We start from the raw sequence: 17,647 nt of genomic DNA, 5'->3' as shown, positions 1-17,647 counted from the left end.
GTTCAGACCAGTTTGTTCCGTGAGGCGTAAGCCAGTGTTTCGACAAGTTACGTGAACCTAATTCGCGCGCAAATAACGACATACGGCATTATGTGTAGTTGATGGCTAATTCACTTGCCCCCGCTTCTCCATATGTCGATCTAGACCGCGCCACATGGCGCAAACTCTCAGAGTCGACACCGCTTCCGCTGACCGACGCTGACGTCGAGCGACTAGCGGGACTTGGAGACCCCATCGACCTCGCTGAGGTCGATGCAATCTACCGGCCGCTGTCCCGCCTGCTGAACCTGTATGTGGGTGCTTCGCGTCAGTTGAACGAGGCGACCTCCACGTTCCTCCGTGAGGAATCAGGGGGAACCCCATATGTGATCGGTGTTGCCGGTTCGGTGGCCGTGGGTAAGTCGACAACGGCGCGTGTGCTGCGCGAGATGCTCGCCCGCTGGCCAGACACTCCCCACGTCGATCTGATCACGACCGACGGTTTCCTCTACCCAAACGCTGAGTTGGAGCGACGCGGCATCATGAACCGTAAGGGCTTCCCTGAGTCGTATGACCGGCGTGCGCTCACCCGTTTCCTGGCAAAGGTCAAGGCCGGGCGGTCGACCGTTCAGGCTCCGGTGTACTCGCACCTGACCTATGACATTGTGCCCGGCGAGTATCAGACCGTTAATCGCCCGGACGTACTGATCGTTGAGGGTCTGAACGTGCTTCAGCCCGCACGTCCACTTCCCGGTGGACATTCAAACCTGGCTGTCTCTGATTTCTTCGACTTCTCGATCTACGTGGACGCCAAGACAGAGGATGTGAAGTCCTGGTACATCGAGCGATTCCTGTCGCTGCGTGACTCGGCGTTCGCTAAGCCCGAGTCATACTTCCGCCGCTTTGCAGACCTCGACGATGCGGAAGCGGTTGCGACCGCGGAGCGGATCTGGACCGAGATCAACGAACCCAACCTCCATGAGAACGTGCTTCCGACACGCTCACGGGCAACGCTCGTCATGTCGAAGGCGGCGGACCACTCCGTGCAGCACGTTCGCCTCCGCAAGATCTGATTTCCCGCCCGCACAGCTATCCGCCACTCCAGTGGTGGTTTCGCTTCCCTATCCCCTGACACAGCAACGAGCACAGGCTTCCCTCATCCCCTCAGCTCACCGCAAGCCTTCACAGCATCTCGATGGGGCTATTTTGGTCCGGCTGCACTGTTACTCTACGGGGACTCGGCATAATTTGGCCCCGTCGAGGTGAGACGGATACCACCCCTCTGAGTGGGAGGAAGCCGACTACTCGGAGCGGTGATACTGCTCGCGGATCTCGGTCCGGATCGCTGGCTGCTTGCCCGTGACGGCGTCAAGTTGTTCGAGGCCTTCAGACAGTTCCCGACCCTTTTTCTGGTTGAAGTCAAGGTACCAGCGAATCACACGATCCACGATCATGCCGAGCAGCACACCACCTGCCACACCCGCGACAACAGCGATCAACGGGTGGCCCTCCAGCCAATGACCGGCACCAATGCCAATCATGCTCGAATAGGCGGACCAGGTCACCGCAGCGATAGTCACGAGAATCCCAAAAGCGCGCCGCGGAAACCGCATCTTGCCGGCAGTGAAGTTCACGACCACGCGGCCAACCGGAATATAGCGCGCTGAAATGATCACGGGGGCGGGACGCCGCGCAACCATGCGCTGCGCCCACTCGATGACCTTGGCAACCCTCGGTCGTTCGAACACCGCATAGTGACGACGCCCCAGTGCCCGCCCGATCGAATAGGCGGTCAGATCACCGCAGATCGCACCGGCTATCGCCACGGCGAACACGATCCAGATGTTTGGTTGCCCCACGCTCACCGACAGCGCGACAACCCCGATCACCAGGCTCTCGCTCGGAAAGATCGGGCAGATCCCATCGAGAGCGATGAACAGCCACATGACCACGAAGAGCCACGGGGTTCCCTCAAACGAGGTGGCAAAACTCAACAGGGCGTCATTCGCCGCTGACAACCATTCCCACACGTGCTACACCTGCGGTTTCTGAGCAACCTCAAAACCAAGGATTCCCCCGGCGGCGTGTGGCTCGCAGTCAAACGCCCAGTAGGCGATCAGGTTCTCGGTGGTTGTGAGCGAGCGGATGTCGGCCTTGTCGATGTACAGCGTGCCGTTCAGGTGATCAGTCTCATGCTGCGCGATACGGGCGGGCCAACCGGTCAAAACCTCGTCGAACGAATCGCCGTGCTCATCGATTCCAGTGAATCGGACAGTTCGATACCGGGCAACCACAGCCTGGTATCCGTTGACGCTGAGACAGCCCTCAAAGTAGCTGACCTTCTCATCTCCCACAGGCTCGTAACGGGGGTTGATGACCACACGATACTCGAACGGGACTCGCTCACGAGTGTCATCGGGGTCGTCGGGGTCGTCGGTTCCGGGGTCCCACATCACGGCGATGGCGAGTGGAACGTTCACCTGCGGGGCCGCAACGCCCACTCCGGGTGCGTCCAACATGGTCAGGTGCATCGCGTGCAGCAAGTCTGGCAACAGATCACCGAGTTGTCCGTCATACTGCTGTGTTCCCACTCGAAGCACCGGATCGCCAGCTTGGATAAGCGGGAGAACCCCCTCGGGATTCTGGTCGAGCAGAGTCTGGACATGCGCGCGAAGTTCCGTGTTTTCCACACATCAATGTTCCCACAGTGAACAAATACTTCGGCCCAGATTCATCCCCATGCGGAAGCATTCACGCGAACTCTCTACAGGTCCGCCATGTTTTACCCGTGCACCGCAACGCAGAAACGGGCCTACCCCACGGTTCGGATGCTCAGTTGAGCACGCGGGGCAGGCCCGTAGCCTTTGTACGACACGACCAAGGTGCCATGACTCGCGCGAGTGATGGATGATCACCCGATAGGAACTAGAGTGCTAGTTCCTCCTGCACGACAGCAGCCAATTTCTGGCACACCTCGTCGGCCTGTTCCTGGGTTGCCGCCTCTACCATCACACGCACGAGCGGCTCTGTGCCCGATGCACGCAGTAGCACGCGTCCGGTCTCGCCTAAGTATGTTTCCGCTTGGCGTACAGCGTCCTGGACGACCTCGTTGGTGGGAGCCTTGGTCTTGTCCACGTTCCTCACGTTGATCATGGTCTGCGGCAGTGATTCGATGTCTGAAACGAGTTCCGACATCTTGACTCGGCGTTCCGCCAACCGCGAGAGCAACTGGAGTGCCGTGAGCACACCGTCGCCTGTGGTCGAGTAATCGGTCAACAGCACATGGCCCGACTGCTCGCCACCGACGGAGAAACCGCCACGACGCATCTCCTCGAGCACATAGCGATCGCCCACTGCCGTCTCAACGGTATTGATGCGGCGGGCATTCATCGCAAGTTTGAGGCCCAGGTTGGACATGACCGTGGTCACGAGCGTGTTGTTGCGCAGTTTCCCGTACTCGGCCTGTGCGATGGCGAGCACGCCCATGATCTTGTCGCCGTCGACAACGATGCCTTCCTCGTCAGAGGCGATGCAACGGTCGGCATCCCCATCAAACGAGACTCCTGCGTGAGCCATGTGGCCAACCGTCGCGGCGGCCATACGGCGCGGCGCGGTGGCGCCATACTCGTCGTTGATGTTGAGGCCGTCCGGCTGTGCACCGATCACGATGACCTCAGCGCCAGCTCGGCGTAGCGCCTCGGGACCAACGGTCGAGGCAGCGCCATGAGCGCAGTCCACGACCACGCGTAGTCCCTCAAGCGAATACTGCACTGAGTTCACAAGGTGGTCAACATACTTGTTGACGGCGTCTAGGTCTGTGGAGATACGGCCAACCTCGGAGCCAATCGGCCGTGCCCAGTCCTCGCCCATGTGCGCGGCGATTTGATCCTCAACGTCATCTTCAAGCTTGTAGCCGTGCCGGTCAAAGAACTTGATGCCGTTGTCCTGCATTGGATTGTGCGATGCGGAGAGCATGACACCCAAATCCGCGCCCATCTCACCGGTCAGGTATGCAACGGCTGGCGTTGGCAGAACCCCCACGTCGATGACATCCACTCCAGCGGAAGCAAGTCCAGCACTAACCGCAGCGGATAGGAATTCACCCGACGCTCGTGGGTCACGCCCAACGATCGCGCGCGGACGTGCACCACTGAACTCACCGCGAAGTGCCAGCACGTGTGCTGCACCAACCGCGAGATCAAGCGCAAGCTCAGCGGTGACATCGCGGTTTGCAAGGCCGCGCACACCATCGGTGCCGAAGAGACGGGTCATGAGACTCCTATTAGTAAGGTTAGTTGCCTAACTGCCTTAAACAGCGAAAGGCTCCGATGGCGATTGCCATCGGAGCCTTTCGTGAAGGGCTGTATATCAGCGCTTCGAGAACTGCGAAGCCTTGCGTGCCTTCTTCAGACCAGCCTTCTTACGCTCAACGACACGTGGGTCGCGGGTAAGGAAGCCAGCCTTTTTGAGAGCTGCACGGTTTGCGTCGCGGTCGATCTCGTTCAGTGCACGTGCGATTCCGAGACGGAGCGCACCTGCCTGACCGGACGAGCCTCCACCGTTGATACGAGCGACGACGTCGAAGCGACCTTCAACGTCAACGGTCTTGAACGGGGAGTTCACGAGCTGCTGGTGAACCTTGTTTGGGAAGTAGTTCTCGAGGGTACGACCGTTGATCTTCCACTGGCCGGTGCCAGGGACGAGGCGTACTCGCGCGATTGCTTCCTTGCGGCGTCCAAGTCCTTGACCTGGAGCGGTGATGCTCTGTCCACGGCCGGTCTGGGCTGCGGTTTCAGAGGTGTAGTTGCTGGGGATTTCTTCTTCCAGCACGTCAATGTCGACGGTGGTCTCGGCCACTGGTGTGTCCTCGCGTCCTGTTGTATCTCAGTAGTCCGAAGACTTACTGAGCAATCTGGGTGATCTCGAACGTCTTCGGCTGCTGTGCAGCGTGTGGGTGCTCAGAGCCACGGTAAACCTTGAGCTTGCCCAGCTGTGCTGCGCCGAGTTTGGTCTTAGGGAGCATGCCCTTGACAGCTTTCAGGACTGCACGCTCTGGGTTCTTCTCAAGAAGTTCAGAGTATGGAGTCGCAGTCAGACCGCCTGGGTAGCCAGAGTGGCGGTATGCCTTCTTCTGCTCCAGCTTGTTCCCACTGAGTGCAACCTTCTCAGCGTTAATGACGATGACGAAGTCGCCGCCGTCCACGTGAGGAGCAAAGGTGGCCTTGTGCTTACCACGGAGCAACTGAGCAACGTGGCTTGCGAGGCGTCCAAGAACAACATCGGTTGCGTCAATGACGTACCAGTCCTGTTGGATGTCGCCTGGCTTCGGGGTGTACGTACGCACGTTCGTAGCCTTTTCGTATTCGATTCGTCTCTGGTGCTTTGTCAGCACTCAGAAAGGTCAGCGAGCTCTTCTTGAACCAGGCGAGTGGGCGCACCGGCTAAGCATGAGCATCTTGAGTGTTTGTGTGTCGTCGAAGCTGCATGGAACCAACGCGGTTCCGCACATGTTTAACGCTCCTGAGTAATCCACAGGTTGAAGCACGACAGGATCTGAGGTGCGCGGCATGTTACCTGCTGCGCTTACCTGAAAATCTACTGTCGATCCTTGCGGTACCCACGTGAGCGGCGGCTAGCGATTCCGTGTCTCTGGGGAGCTTCCCGCAGTACCTGACGCCGGCTCGTGGTGCTCTCGCACCGCCTGCGCCCTGCTGGGCAACTCGCTCTCAGAGCGGTCGTCGCTGCACGCACTGTTCCGTGAGTTATCACTACGGCATACAACAATCAGCGTCTAGTATATCGCAGGTTTTTAAGTTTCCGAGTTAGATATGGGTCACTTTCCATGTGACGGTGCTATCAACGTCTCCGCACACCCACCAGAGAACCCACAAAGCACGGATCTCAGACCGTTGCAAGACGCTCCACACAGTCTGGACACACCTGGGTACGGGCCACTTCCACGCAGTTCTCGCAGTACAGGCGCAGTACCTTGCAACCAGGGTCGGCGCAGTTGTGGAAGTCGGAGGTTGCTGCCTGGCACTGCGAACATTCGCCAAGTGTGGTGGTTTCCTCGTCAAAGTTCACGACCATGCGCTTGTCGAAGACATACAGCGGCCCATCCCACAGGCCCTTGGAACCGAACTGCTCGCCGTAGCGCACGATTCCGCCCTCAATCTGGTAGACGTCCTCGAACCCACGGTTCTTCATCAAGACCGACAAGATCTCACAGCGGATTCCACCGGTGCAGTACGAGATGATCTTCTTGTTCTTGATGTCGTCGTACTTACCTGATTCAAGGTCCTGGATAAACCCGTGCGTGGTCTGCACGTCCGGCACGATCGCATCCTGGAAGCGCCCAATCTGAGCCTCAAACGCGTTACGTCCATCGAAGAACACGACATCGTCGCCGTATTCCTCAACGAGTTTGTTGACTTCCTCTGGCTTGAGGTGCGTGCCGCCGCCGACCACACCGTGCTTATCCACAGTGACCTCATCCGGCGCGCCAAACGCCACGAGTTCAGGGCGTTCCTTGACCGATAGGCGCGGGAAGTCCTCACCCATGCCATCTGACCACTTCACATCCATCTTGCCGAAGCCCGGGTACTGCTTGGTAGCCTTCACGTAGCGCTTGAGGTCCTCAACGGTTCCGCCGAGCGTCGCGTTGATTCCATGCGGGGACACGATGACGCGGCCCTTCAGGTTCCACTGCTCACCGAGCGCGCGCTGCCACAACTTCACCGCAGTCGGGTCGGCAACCGGGGCGAAGGCATAGAAAAGAATGATCTTGTTAACGGCCATATCTCTAGGATAAGAGGTGCACCGGGCTTTGAAACCCGGCTTTCATCACATCACGGCTGTGATCTTCTCCCCTGCCACCGCAAGTGGGGAAAGTCCCGCTCGCGCTTACTCCTACCCCGCCTCATGTGCGAGTCCTCAAAACAACACTCTCACTACGTGGGAGTGAAGATCCATGTACTCTCACGTGGGAGTCTGCGGTACAAATCCGCTGCGACAGGCCATTGCCGACGAGTCGGCAGCAACCTGCGCCACACACCCTCCAGCTCAAACTGGCTCATCTGCTCAACCCAGCCAACAAGCCGATGGGTTGTTTTTCGTCCGATGCCCCAGAAATTTTCTGGGGCATCGGACGAAAAATTGCCCAGCGACTTCCTGCTCAAGGCAACGAAGACATGTCAACGTACTGAATCGTCGTCAAGCAGACAACACACCAACGCGACTCACCTAGATGTCCCAACCCAGGTGAGGCCCGTTCCGGGCACTCCACCAAGTAGGACTAGGAAGCTGCAGACACACTCGCAAACAGTCCAACAGTTTGAGAGTGACCGATTCCGTACTCTCAGTGACTGAGAGTACGAAATCGGTCACTCTCAACGAGAACGGGCGTTTCTAAGTGGCCGCAGGAGGCTGCGGCAGCCGCACGTCCTGAGCCTCTTCATCCATACGCCGTGCTCGAATCGCATCGGCGCGAGCCGCAAGTTCACTATCCGGCGGATACTCAACGTGCTCAAGAGTCAGTCCGTTCGGTGCGACAACAGCCGAGGAATTCACTCGCGACTTCGAGGCCAAGGCCCGCGCAGGCCAGTCAACGCCCTTCAGCCCTTGTCCCACATCGATACTCGCGCCGACGAGAGCCCGCACCATGTTGTGGCAAAAGGCATCCGCGGCTATCCGTGCACACACCAGCCCCGCATCTGGCCCCTCAGCCACCCGAGTCCACGTGAACTCCTTCAGTTCCCTGATCGTCGAGGCACCGGGACGAGGCTTACAGAACGCCGCAAAATCACGTAACCCCACCAGTGGAGCGACAGCCTCCTGCATCCGCTCCACATCAAGCGGATACCGCTGCCAGTACACGTAGTCCGCAGTCAACGGGTCGCGCAACGAAATTGAATCGGCAATCCGGTAGGTGTACCGACGATAGAGCGCACTGAACCGGGCATCGAAACCCTCCGGTGCAGGTACAGCCGCATAGACCACGATGTCGCGGGGCAAAATCGCATTCAGTTTGTGGACCAGCGCCTCCCCCGGCGTTCGATCTGAACGCCCAGGGAATCCAGCCCACCGCTCCTTCGGCACATCCACGTGGACCACCTGACCACGGGCGTGAACTCCAGCATCGGTACGCCCCGCAACCGTCACGCGGCACGGCACGCGCGCAAGCCGTTCGAGTGCCTCCTCAAGCAGTCCTTGAACACTGCGCAGCCCGGGCTGCGTGGCCCAACCAACAAAGTCTGTTCCGTTGTATGCGAGGTCAATGCGGATCCGAATCACCCAAACATTCTCTCGCATCATGGCAGGTGACCCGCAACCTGTTCCTAGAATGGAGGAATGTCGAATACCGCATCCACCCCCTTCGCCCGAAACAGAGCAGCAGAGACGGCTCCCCTGGGACCGCTCACACTCGCCGTTGACTGCGGCGGTGGCTCCATCAAATCAGCCGTGTGCGCGGTCGATGGAACGCTCGTCAGCGCCGTGCATCGGATACCGGTCACCTATCCGTTCCCGGTCATCCAGTGGCTGGATGTGGTGGGTTCACTCCTCGATCAAGCGAATACTGCGGGATTCACCATTGCTCGCCTGTCCGTCGGACTGCCCGGGATGATCCGAGGTGGCGTCGTTGTATACACACCGCATTACATTCGTTCTGCAGGGCCTCACACGCCCGTTGATCCAGGCATCGCAGGCCAGTGGAACGGCCTGCGTGCCGCCCCTCGGTTCAAAGAACGCTTCGGAGTACCCGCAATCGTGGTCAACGACTCCGAAATGCACGGAGCCGCACTCATCACCGGGAGTGGACTCGAGGTAACACTGACCTTCGGCACCGGCCTCGGCAGTTCCCACTTCCTTGACGGGCAACTGCAGGCGCACCTCGAACTCTCACACGCACAGTTCATCGAAGGCACGACCTACGACCAGTACATCGGCGAACACGTCCGGCTTCAGATCGGCGACGACGCGTGGAGTTTCCGAGTGGTTGAGGTGGTCCGTGCCCTCTACCCCGTTTTCCGTTGGGATGCCGTGTTTGTCGGCGGCGGCAATGCCCATAATCTCACGCCGCATGCTCTGGAGACCCTCACTCAGTTCGGCCCCTCCGTGCGGGTCGTGGCCAATCGGGTTGCGCTCTCAGGCGCTGCCAAGCTGTGGGACTGACCTTTCTCGTCCCATCAGGTATGCCAACGTCAGCTTCATAGGTCGATGGGGTCAAAAGTGTCAGAAGACCTCTGAATAAACAACGTACCGGACAATTCTAGCCCCATCGAAGCCGCAGAGACCCTGCTCCAGGCCTTGCCAAACCTTGGAACTGCACCACAAGACTGAAGGCCCCGAACCATATGGTTCGGGGCCTTCAGTGAAGATCAACAAGACTGGACTCAGTCTTCCTTGGTCTCCTCAGCCTCAACTGCTGGGGTCTCCTCGACTGGAGCCTCAACAGCAGCTTCCTCTGCCTTGGCAGCCTTCTCAGCAGCCTTGGTTGCTTCCTTGACCACTGCCTGCTTTGGCGAAACTGGTTCCATCACGAGCTCGATAACTGCGAGAGGAGCGTTGTCGCCCTTGCGGTTACCAACCTTGGTGATGCGGGTGTAGCCACCGTTACGCTCAGCCATGGCTGGAGCGATCTCGGTGAACAGACGGTGCACGATGGTCTTTGCGTCACCCTCAGCGTCACGAACGTGAACGGTCTTGTTACGAATAACCTTCGAAACCTGACGGCGGTTGTGGATGTCTCCACGCTTCGCCTTGGTGATGAGGCTTTCAGCGAGTGGCTGAAGGCGCTTCGCCTTGGTCACGGTGGTGGTGATGCGGCCGTGCTCGAACAGGCTCGAAGCAAGGTTCGCGAGGATCAGACGCTCGTGAGCCGGGCTTCCACCGAGCCGTGCGCCCTTGGTAGGGGTAGGCATTGTAGTTGCTCCTTGAGATTGTTACGACGACCGGGCCCAAGCCCGATCAGCCGAAGAAGTTCTGTCAGTACTGCTCGTCTTCGTCGTCGAAGTAGTTCGCCGACTGAGTTGGATCGAAGTCGAGTGGGGAGTCCTTGAGGGACAGGCCGAGCTCAGCGAGCTTGTCCTTGACCTCGTTGATGGACTTCGCACCGAAGTTACGAATATCGAGCAGGTCTGCCTCCGAGCGAGCGACAAGTTCACCGACCTGGTGAATGCCCTCACGCTTAAGGCAGTTGTACGAACGGATCGTCAGCTGGAGGTCCTCGATTGGGAGTGCCAGGTCCGCCGCAAGAGCAGCGTCCGTTGGCGAAGGACCGATCTCAATACCCTCTGCTTCTACGTTGAGCTCGCGTGCAAGACCGAAGAGCTCAACCAGAGTCTTACCGGCGGACGCGAGAGCGTCACGTGGTGCAATGGCTGGCTTGGTCTCAACGTCGACGATGAGCTTGTCAAAGTCGGTGCGCTGCTCGACACGCGTTGCCTCGACCTTGTAGGTCACCTTGAGGACTGGCGAGTAGATCGAGTCAACCGGAATACGGCCGATCTCTGCTTCAAAGGACTTGTTCTGGTGAGCGGAGACGTATCCACGTCCACGCTCAACAGTGAGTTCGATTTCCAGCTTGCCCTTTTCATTAAGGGTCGCAATGTGAAGGTCAGTGTTGTGAACCTCTACACCCGCTGGTGGAACGATGTCCGCCGCGGTAACGACGCCCGCTCCCTGCTTACGCAGGTACATCACTACTGGCTCGTCGTTCTCCGAGGAGAGGACAAGGTTCTTGATGTTCAGGATGATCTCGGTGACGTCTTCCTTGACACCCGGAACGGTGGTGAACTCGTGGAGCACTCCATCGATACGGATCGAGGTGACGGCTGCACCTGGGATCGAGGACAGCAGGGTACGACGCAGCGAGTTACCGAGCGTGTAGCCGAAGCCTGGCTCGAGTGGCTCGATGGTGAACCGGGAGCGGTTCTCGGAGATTACCTCTTCAGAGAGGGCTGGGCGCTGTGCAATGAGCACTTCGTGGTTTCCTTTCGAAATGCGTCCGCTATATGACGCATACCAAGTTGGCGGTGGCACCGCCTATGTCAACCTGACTGGTTCACTCGCTTTACAAGCGAACCGGAGGCTGGGAGCTAGAACTAACTACCCAGCGCAACCGATTCGTCGTAAAGACAAAGGCGAACGATTGTTACGAAATCAGACGCGGCGACGCTTAGGCTGGCGGCAGCCGTTGTGTGCCTGAGGCGTAACGTCCTGGATCGAACCAACCTCAAGGCCAGCAGCCTGGAGGGAGCGGATCGCGGTCTCGCGGCCGGAGCCTGGACCCTTGACGAAGACGTCGACCTTCTTCATTCCGTGTTCCTGAGCGCGGCGTGCAGCCGACTCAGCAGCAAGCTGTGCTGCGTAAGGGGTCGACTTACGCGAACCCTTGAAGCCAACCTGACCTGACGATGCCCACGAAATCACAGCGCCCGAAGGGTCCGTGATCGAGACGATCGTGTTGTTAAACGTGCTCTTGATGTGAGCCTGGCCGACTGCGACGTTCTTTTTGTCTTTGCGGCGAGGCTTGCGGGCGCCCTGGGCGCCGCGAGTCTTTGGAGGCATGTGCTCTTATTCTCCTGGGTTAAGATCTTCGGATCGAAAGCCGTGCAAGTCCGATGCAACACCATCAAATGCTGTAACAGACTCGGGCCACTCGAACTACTGCTGCTAGATCAGCGAGCCTTCTTCTTACCGGCCACTGTCTTCTTTGGACCCTTACGGGTACGTGCGTTGGTCTTGGTGCGCTGACCGCGAACTGGGAGTCCGCGACGGTGGCGAAGACCTTCGTAGCAGCCGATCTCAACCTTGCGGCGGATGTCTGCAGCAACCTCACGGCGAAGGTCACCCTCAAGCTTGAAGTTGCCTTCGAGGAAGTCACGAAGCGCAACGAGCTCGGTGTCGCCGAGGTCCTTCACGCGAACGTCTGGGGAGATGCCCGTAGCAGCAAGTGCCTGCTCGGAACGGGTACGGCCTACACCGTAGATGTAAGTGAGAGCTACCACTACGCGCTTATCGCGAGGGAGGTCCACTCCAATCAAACGTGCCATTACTGATGGCTCCTGTATGTCTTTCGGAGGTCTGGAGCATTACCTCTCGCGTTCTTGCGAGCCATGGCCTCCGAGCCAAGGGTTTGCCAACATCGGAAGTATTCCGAGAGGTTGGCGGTAATGCTGTTATTACGTCCTGCTTGTGCAGGTGGGCGTTTCTACAACCCGACGTCCGCGTTGCCGCTGTACGTGACGATTAGTCTCGTATCAGCCCTGGCGCTGCTTGTGACGCAGGTTCTCGCAGATGACCATGACGCGACCGTGGCGGCGGATAACCTTGCACTTGTCGCAGATCTTCTTAACGCTAGGGTTGACCTTCATCGTGTCTCCTCTGCCATATTCAGCGCGTGAGCGCATCGATGACAGTGATCGAGTGTTGATTACTTGTAGCGGTAGACAATCCGGCCACGGGACAAGTCGTATGGGCTCAACTCAACGACCACCCGGTCCTCAGGGAGGATTCGAATGTAGTGTTGGCGCATTTTGCCCGAGATGTGCGCGAGCACCTTGTGCCCGTTGGTCAGTTCTACCCGGAACATTGCGTTCGGGAGAGCCTCGACCACGCTGCCTTCGATCTCGATGACACCGTCCTTCTTTGCCATAAACTCCGCTAACTCCTGTAATTTGGATTGGCTGATATGTGATTAGCACATACCAACACACCATCTTACGGCATAGAACTGACAGATACACCGTGATGCCGGTTACTTTGAACCTGCTGATCTCACGGTTGGCCTGCCGATAGGTGGTTACCACGGCCTAATCTCACGCCACATCTGCCTGGCGCGTGATTCACGCGTTCCATTGCCGACGAGCTCGCGGCAGTGTCCTCGGCCCACAACCCAGCGTGGCCGAGAGCGGCGACACGCCGCCTGGTGGGGAATCGTCGCCAATCCCCATCACAACCGCTGTGGCTACGCGAGACCAGGCGTCCCTGCGATGGGTATGAAAATGGTGGGTGGCCACTCCCCTGCGGGAGTGGCCACCCACCACCTTTAAAATGTGTAGCCGATGTGCTCAGTCGTCGAGTGCCTCAAGCGCCTTCACAAGGCGTGAGGTAACCTCTTCGACCTCGCCGATACCATCTACCTGAACCAACTTGCCCCGCTCCGAGTAAACCGCGGAGATCGGCGCAGTCTGTTCAGCGTAAACGGCCAGTCGGTGCCGAATGACAGGTTCAGTGTCATCTGCGCGGCCTTCGATCTCAGCTCGCTTCAAAAGACGCTCGGTGACAACATCGTTGTCAGCGGTGATCTCAAGAGCACCATCAAGCGTCACTCCGAAATCAGCGAGAATCGCATCGAGTTCAGCGACCTGTGCGACGTTACGTGGGTAACCGTCGAGGATAAAGCCGAGTTCCTCCGCCTTGCCGTCAACAATCTTTGACGCCAACTTGTCGCGGACCATAGCGTTGGTGACTTCATCCGGCACCAGTTCGCCGCGGGAGGTGTACTCCTGCACGAGCTTGCCGAGTTCAGTCTCACCCTTGATGTTGGCGCGGAAGATGTCACCCGTCGAGATGGCCTCGACGCCCAACTTCTCCGCGAGGCGAGCAGCCTGCGTGCCCTTTCCTGCCCCGGGAGGGCCCAACAAAACAATACGTGCGCTCACTTGAGCAACCCTTCATAGTGACGTTGCTGGAGTTGCGCATCGATCTGCTTGACAGTCTCGAGACCAACACCAACGATGATCAAAATTGACGTACCACCAAACGGCACGTTGCCGCCCACACCGAGCGCGATGAACGCAATCGTTGGGATCAGAGCAACGAGTGCAAGGTAAATCGCACCAGCCGTCGTGACACGAGTAATGACGTAGGTCAGATAGTCGGCGGTCGGGCGTCCGGCACGGATACCCGGAATGAACCCACCGTACTTCTTCATGTTGTCGGCGACCTCTTCAGGGTTAAAGGTGATTGCCGTGTAGAAGAACGCGAAGAACAGGATCAGAGCAACGTAGAACACGATGTGCAGAGGAGCCTCGTTGTTCACCAGGTTGCGCTGAACCCAGTCGACCCAGCCGCCCTGGACGTTGGCGAACTGAACGATCAACATCGGGATTGCCAGCAACGACGAGGCGAAGATGACTGGGATAACACCCGCCATGTTGATCTTGATTGGAATATACGTGGTCGAGCCGCCGTACATCTTACGACCGACCATGCGCTTCGCGTACTGCACCGGAATCCGACGCTGCGACTGCTCAACGTAAACGACAGCGGCGATAACGATCAACGAGATCAGAACAACGATCGCGAACTTGCCGAAGCCACCGGAACCGGAGGCGATCGACCATAGAGCTGGAGGGAACGAAGCGGCAATCGAGATGAAGATCAGCATCGACATACCGTTACCGATACCCTGCTCGGTGATCTGTTCACCCATCCACATCAGCAGCGCGGTACCTGCGGTCATCGACAGAATCACGAACAACGAGGTCATGATCCGGTCGTCCACGAGCGGGTCACAGCCGGGGATCAGCATCTGAGTGCGAGCCATGGTCACATAGGTGGTCGCCTGAAGCAGACCCAGCGCGATGGTCAGGTAACGGGTGTACTGCGTCAACTTGGCAGTACCCGTTTGGCCTTCCTTGTGCAGCGCCTCGAAGTGTGGGATCACAACGCGCAGCAACTGAACGATGATGCTCGCAGTAATGTACGGCATGATACCCAGCGCGAAGACCGACAACTGAAGTAGCGCTCCACCACTGAAGAGGTTCATAACGCCCATCAGACCCGACGTGTCCGCGTTAGCGATGCATCGCTGAATAGTCTCGTATGAGACGCCTGGCGCAGGAATAACCGAACCCACGCGATACAGCACGATAATACCGAGGGTGAACAGCAGTTTGCGTCGTAGGTCTGGCGTTCTGAACGCCCGTGCGAGTCCGCTTAGCACCTAGTCCTCCTGGAAACCGCCGTAGCGGTGTCGATCTCCGCTCTCGCGGGATACTTAAGCTTTTAACAACATGAGGTTGTTAGCAATGATGTCTGAGAACAGACCGTACAAGTATGTGAGGTTGGTTTCGAACCACACAACCGTGATCCACAGTTCAGACAGTGAACATGTGGCGTTTGCAGTGGGCTCCACGCAAACTTGCCTGAAACTCATGAAACCAATATCGAACCTACTTTATACGCTCTATGCAGGTTCACGAAATCCGCACACCAGCATGTGAAAGGGTCCGGATACGGCAAGTGGGCCGGTGTCATATGACACCGGCCCACTCACACGTAGATCAGTCTTCGGAGATGGATCCACCCGCTGCAAGGATCTTTTCCTTTGCAGAGCCCGAAACTGCATCAACTGCAACCTCAAGCTTGACGGAGATCTCACCGGTTCCGAGAACCTTCACTGGCTGGTTCTTACGAACCGCACCCTTTGCCACGAGGTCGGCAACGGTAACCGCGCCACCCTCTGGGTAGAGTTCACCGAGCTTGTCTAGGTTTACAACCTGGAACTCAACACGGAACGGGTTCTTGAAACCACGCAACTTTGGCAAACGCATGTGAAGTGGCATCTGGCCACCCTCAAAGCGCTGTGGAACCTGGTAACGAGCCTTCGTACCCTTGGTACCACGACCAGCGGTCTTACCCTTGGATGCCTCACCACGACCAACACGGGTCTTAGCGGTCTTGGCACCTGGGGCTGGGCGAAGGTGGTGGAGCTTAAGGGCCTGACCTACGGTCTCTTCCTTAACCTCTGCTGCCTTCTTCGCTGGAGCCTTCTTAGCCGCAGGCTTCTTCGCAGGAGCCTTTTTTTCGGTGGTCTTGGCCTCAGCCTCGACTACCTCTTCAGCCTTCTTTTCGGCCATGATCAGTCAACCTCCTCAACCGTGACAAGGTGCGCCACGGTTGCGATCATGCCGCGAACCTCTGGACGGTCCTCACGCACAACGGATGCACCGATGCGCTTGAGACCGAGGGTACGCAGCGTGTCACGCTGGTTCTGCTTGCCGCCAATTTCGGACTTAACCTGAGTTACCTTGAGATTGGCCATCATGCACCTGCCTCTGCTGCTTTAGCCGCAACGCCTGCTGCCTGTGCACGAAGCAGCGCAGCAGGTGCTACGTGCTCGAGCGGAAGGCCACGGCGTGCCGCTACCTCAGCTGGCTCTTCGAGGTTACGCAGTGCTTCAACGGTCGCGTGAACGATGTTGATTGCGTTCGAAGATCCGAGCGACTTGGAGAGAACATCGTGGACACCAGCGCACTCAAGAACTGCGCGCACTGGACCACCAGCGATAACACCAGTACCAGGAGCTGCTGGGCGAAGGAACACTACGCCTGCTGCTGCTTCACCCTGGACTGGGTGGGTGATAGTTCCCTGGATGCGTGGTACGCGGAAGAAGTTCTTCTTCGCTTCCTCAACACCCTTAGCAATAGCCGCAGGAACTTCCTTTGCCTTACCGTAGCCAACGCCAACGGTGCCGTCGCCGTCTCCAACCACAACGAGTGCGGTGAAGGAGAAACGACGTCCACCCTTGACAACCTTGGATACGCGGTTGATGGTGACGACGCGCTCTACGAAAGCGCTCTTCTCAGCTGCGTCACCACGACGACCACCTTCACCGCGGCCGCGGCCGTTACGGCGGTCATTCTGCTCGTTAGCGCCACCCTGAGGTGCGCCAGTGTTGCGCTGTCCTGCAGCCATCACAGAGTCCTTTGCTTCGAAACGGAAGTGGTCATCACAGGGACAGACCGCCTTCGCGGGCGCCATCTGCGACTGCTGCCACTCGGCCGTGGTACTTGTTTCCGCCGCGGTCGAAAACAACCGCTTCAATTCCTGCTGCCTTCGCGCGCTCAGCGATCAACTCGCCAACCTTGCGGGACTTTGCAGTCTTGTCGCCATCGAATGCACGAAGATCGGCCTCGAGGGTTGATGCGGATACCAGCGTCTTGCCAACGGTGTCGTCGACAATCTGAGCGACCATGTGACGCGTGGAACGCGTTACAACGAGGCGTGGACGTGCTGCGGTGCCACGGATCTTCTTGCGAAGACGAACGTGACGGCGCGTACGTGCGACTGCCTTGCCCTTGCCCAAAACCTTGAGAGCCATCGTTACTTACCAGCCTTTCCAGCCTTGCGGCGAACGTTCTCGCCGGCGTAACGAACACCCTTGCCCTTGTATGGCTCAGGCTTACGCAGCTTGCGAATATTCGCAGCTACCTCGCCGACCTGCTGCTTGTCGATGCCCGAGACCGAGAACTTGGTTGGAGCTTCAACAGCGAAGGTGATGCCTGCAGGGGCTTCGATGACGACTGGGTGCGAGAAGCCGAGTGCGAACTCAAGGGAGTTGCCCTTAGCGGCTACACGGTAACCGGTACCAACGATTTCCAGCTTCTTCTCGTAACCCTGGGTAACACCGGTGATGATGTTAGCGATGAGGGTACGGGTGAGTCCGTGCAGTGCACGGGACTCGCGCTCGTCGTTTGGACGCGACACAACGATGGTGCCGTCCTCGCCACGAGCCACTTCAATTGGAGCGGGAACTACGTGCTCAAGGGTTCCCTTGGGGCCCTTGATGGTCACGAGCGCACCGCTGATAGATACGTCTACACCAGCAGGAACCGGAATAGGAAGCTTACCGATACGTGACATGAGTATCTTTCTCCTT

Annotated in this window: 22 protein-coding genes; 2 read left to right on the top strand and 20 right to left on the bottom strand. The window is 58.3% G+C overall.

Annotated elements, in window-relative coordinates; all coding sequences use genetic code 11:
* Positions 1-101 precede the first annotated feature (101 nt).
* Positions 102-1,052, top strand: coding sequence for a type I pantothenate kinase (coaA, locus tag ACFSYH_RS12625; protein WP_377467336.1), 951 nt, complete (start codon positions 102-104; stop codon positions 1,050-1,052).
* A gap of 228 nt (positions 1,053-1,280) precedes the next feature.
* Here coaA and ACFSYH_RS12620 read toward each other — a convergent pair whose 3' ends face one another.
* From ACFSYH_RS12620 to truA, 7 genes are all read right to left on the bottom strand, one after another.
* On the bottom strand, positions 1,281-2,009 hold the full coding sequence (locus ACFSYH_RS12620) for a DedA family protein (protein ID WP_377467335.1): 729 nt from the start codon (positions 2,007-2,009) through the stop codon (positions 1,281-1,283).
* Between the two features lie 3 nt (positions 2,010-2,012).
* Positions 2,013-2,669, bottom strand: a complete 657-nt coding sequence (locus ACFSYH_RS12615; protein WP_377467334.1) for a peptide deformylase — start codon at positions 2,667-2,669, stop codon at positions 2,013-2,015.
* A 235-nt stretch (positions 2,670-2,904) separates the two neighbouring features.
* Complete coding sequence (glmM, locus tag ACFSYH_RS12610) at positions 2,905-4,251, bottom strand: phosphoglucosamine mutase (protein ID WP_377467333.1); 1,347 nt, start codon at positions 4,249-4,251, stop codon at positions 2,905-2,907.
* 96 nt (positions 4,252-4,347) lie between these two features.
* Entirely contained in the window at positions 4,348-4,836 is a 489-nt protein-coding gene (gene rpsI / locus ACFSYH_RS12605) for a 30S ribosomal protein S9 (RefSeq protein WP_377467332.1), read from the bottom strand.
* Between the two features lie 43 nt (positions 4,837-4,879).
* Entirely contained in the window at positions 4,880-5,323 is a 444-nt protein-coding gene (gene rplM, locus ACFSYH_RS12600) for a 50S ribosomal protein L13 (protein ID WP_377467331.1), read from the bottom strand.
* Between the two features lie 557 nt (positions 5,324-5,880).
* Complete coding sequence (gene trhO, locus ACFSYH_RS12595) at positions 5,881-6,777, bottom strand: oxygen-dependent tRNA uridine(34) hydroxylase TrhO (protein ID WP_377467330.1); 897 nt, start codon at positions 6,775-6,777, stop codon at positions 5,881-5,883.
* A 609-nt stretch (positions 6,778-7,386) separates the two neighbouring features.
* Positions 7,387-8,271 carry a tRNA pseudouridine(38-40) synthase TruA gene (truA, locus tag ACFSYH_RS12590; RefSeq protein WP_377467329.1) on the bottom strand — a complete coding sequence of 295 codons (885 nt, stop codon included), beginning with the start codon at positions 8,269-8,271 and terminating at the stop codon, positions 7,387-7,389.
* A 57-nt stretch (positions 8,272-8,328) separates the two neighbouring features.
* Here truA and ACFSYH_RS12585 point away from each other — a divergent pair, with 57 nt between their 5' ends.
* Positions 8,329-9,150 carry an ROK family protein gene (locus tag ACFSYH_RS12585; RefSeq protein WP_377467328.1) on the top strand — a complete coding sequence of 274 codons (822 nt, stop codon included), beginning with the start codon at positions 8,329-8,331 and terminating at the stop codon, positions 9,148-9,150.
* 221 nt (positions 9,151-9,371) lie between these two features.
* On the opposite strand, the gene rplQ is transcribed toward ACFSYH_RS12585, so the two are convergent.
* From rplQ to rplF, 13 genes are all read right to left on the bottom strand, one after another.
* Positions 9,372-9,899 (bottom strand): 50S ribosomal protein L17, encoded by a 528-nt coding sequence (gene rplQ, locus ACFSYH_RS12580; RefSeq protein ID WP_377467327.1) that lies wholly within the window; start codon positions 9,897-9,899, stop codon positions 9,372-9,374.
* Positions 9,900-9,963: 64 nt separating this feature from the next.
* The gene (locus tag ACFSYH_RS12575) at positions 9,964-10,959 is read right to left on the bottom strand and encodes a DNA-directed RNA polymerase subunit alpha (protein ID WP_377467326.1); all 996 of its coding nucleotides are present in this window, start codon (positions 10,957-10,959) and stop codon (positions 9,964-9,966) included.
* A 180-nt stretch (positions 10,960-11,139) separates the two neighbouring features.
* On the bottom strand, positions 11,140-11,547 hold the full coding sequence (rpsK, locus tag ACFSYH_RS12570) for a 30S ribosomal protein S11 (RefSeq protein WP_377467324.1): 408 nt from the start codon (positions 11,545-11,547) through the stop codon (positions 11,140-11,142).
* Positions 11,548-11,657: 110 nt separating this feature from the next.
* A complete protein-coding gene (gene rpsM / locus ACFSYH_RS12565) occupies positions 11,658-12,032 on the bottom strand; it encodes a 30S ribosomal protein S13 (protein WP_377467323.1) in 375 nt (124 codons plus the stop codon).
* A gap of 207 nt (positions 12,033-12,239) precedes the next feature.
* Entirely contained in the window at positions 12,240-12,353 is a 114-nt protein-coding gene (gene rpmJ, locus ACFSYH_RS12560) for a 50S ribosomal protein L36 (RefSeq protein ID WP_018682809.1), read from the bottom strand.
* Positions 12,354-12,412: 59 nt separating this feature from the next.
* Positions 12,413-12,634: a translation initiation factor IF-1 gene (infA, locus tag ACFSYH_RS12555; protein WP_013770189.1), complete on the bottom strand. Its 222-nt coding sequence runs from the start codon at positions 12,632-12,634 to the stop codon at positions 12,413-12,415.
* Positions 12,635-13,049: 415 nt separating this feature from the next.
* Positions 13,050-13,643: an adenylate kinase gene (locus tag ACFSYH_RS12550; protein ID WP_377467322.1), complete on the bottom strand. Its 594-nt coding sequence runs from the start codon at positions 13,641-13,643 to the stop codon at positions 13,050-13,052.
* Complete coding sequence (gene secY, locus ACFSYH_RS12545; protein WP_377467321.1) at positions 13,640-14,929, bottom strand: preprotein translocase subunit SecY; 1,290 nt, start codon at positions 14,927-14,929, stop codon at positions 13,640-13,642. The genes ACFSYH_RS12550 and secY overlap by 4 nt, the downstream gene beginning before the upstream one ends.
* Positions 14,930-15,269: 340 nt before the next feature.
* A complete protein-coding gene (rplO, locus tag ACFSYH_RS12540) occupies positions 15,270-15,845 on the bottom strand; it encodes a 50S ribosomal protein L15 (RefSeq protein ID WP_377467320.1) in 576 nt (191 codons plus the stop codon).
* Between the two features lie 2 nt (positions 15,846-15,847).
* Positions 15,848-16,030 (bottom strand): 50S ribosomal protein L30, encoded by a 183-nt coding sequence (gene rpmD, locus ACFSYH_RS12535; protein WP_377467461.1) that lies wholly within the window; start codon positions 16,028-16,030, stop codon positions 15,848-15,850.
* Positions 16,030-16,683: a 30S ribosomal protein S5 gene (gene rpsE, locus ACFSYH_RS12530; RefSeq protein WP_377467319.1), complete on the bottom strand. Its 654-nt coding sequence runs from the start codon at positions 16,681-16,683 to the stop codon at positions 16,030-16,032. The genes rpmD and rpsE overlap by 1 nt, the downstream gene beginning before the upstream one ends.
* 34 nt (positions 16,684-16,717) lie before the next feature.
* Complete coding sequence (gene rplR / locus ACFSYH_RS12525) at positions 16,718-17,089, bottom strand: 50S ribosomal protein L18 (protein WP_377467318.1); 372 nt, start codon at positions 17,087-17,089, stop codon at positions 16,718-16,720.
* Positions 17,090-17,091: 2 nt separating this feature from the next.
* On the bottom strand, positions 17,092-17,631 hold the full coding sequence (gene rplF, locus ACFSYH_RS12520) for a 50S ribosomal protein L6 (RefSeq protein WP_377467316.1): 540 nt from the start codon (positions 17,629-17,631) through the stop codon (positions 17,092-17,094).
* Between the last annotated feature and the right edge of the window lie 16 nt (positions 17,632-17,647).

The sequence above is a fragment of the Populibacterium corticicola genome (assembly GCF_042683685.1).
GTDB classification, from domain to species: domain Bacteria; phylum Actinomycetota; class Actinomycetes; order Actinomycetales; family Cellulomonadaceae; genus Timonella; species Timonella corticicola.
Note: the sequence above shows the minus strand (reverse complement) of the source record. Positions and strands in the feature narration are given on the sequence as shown.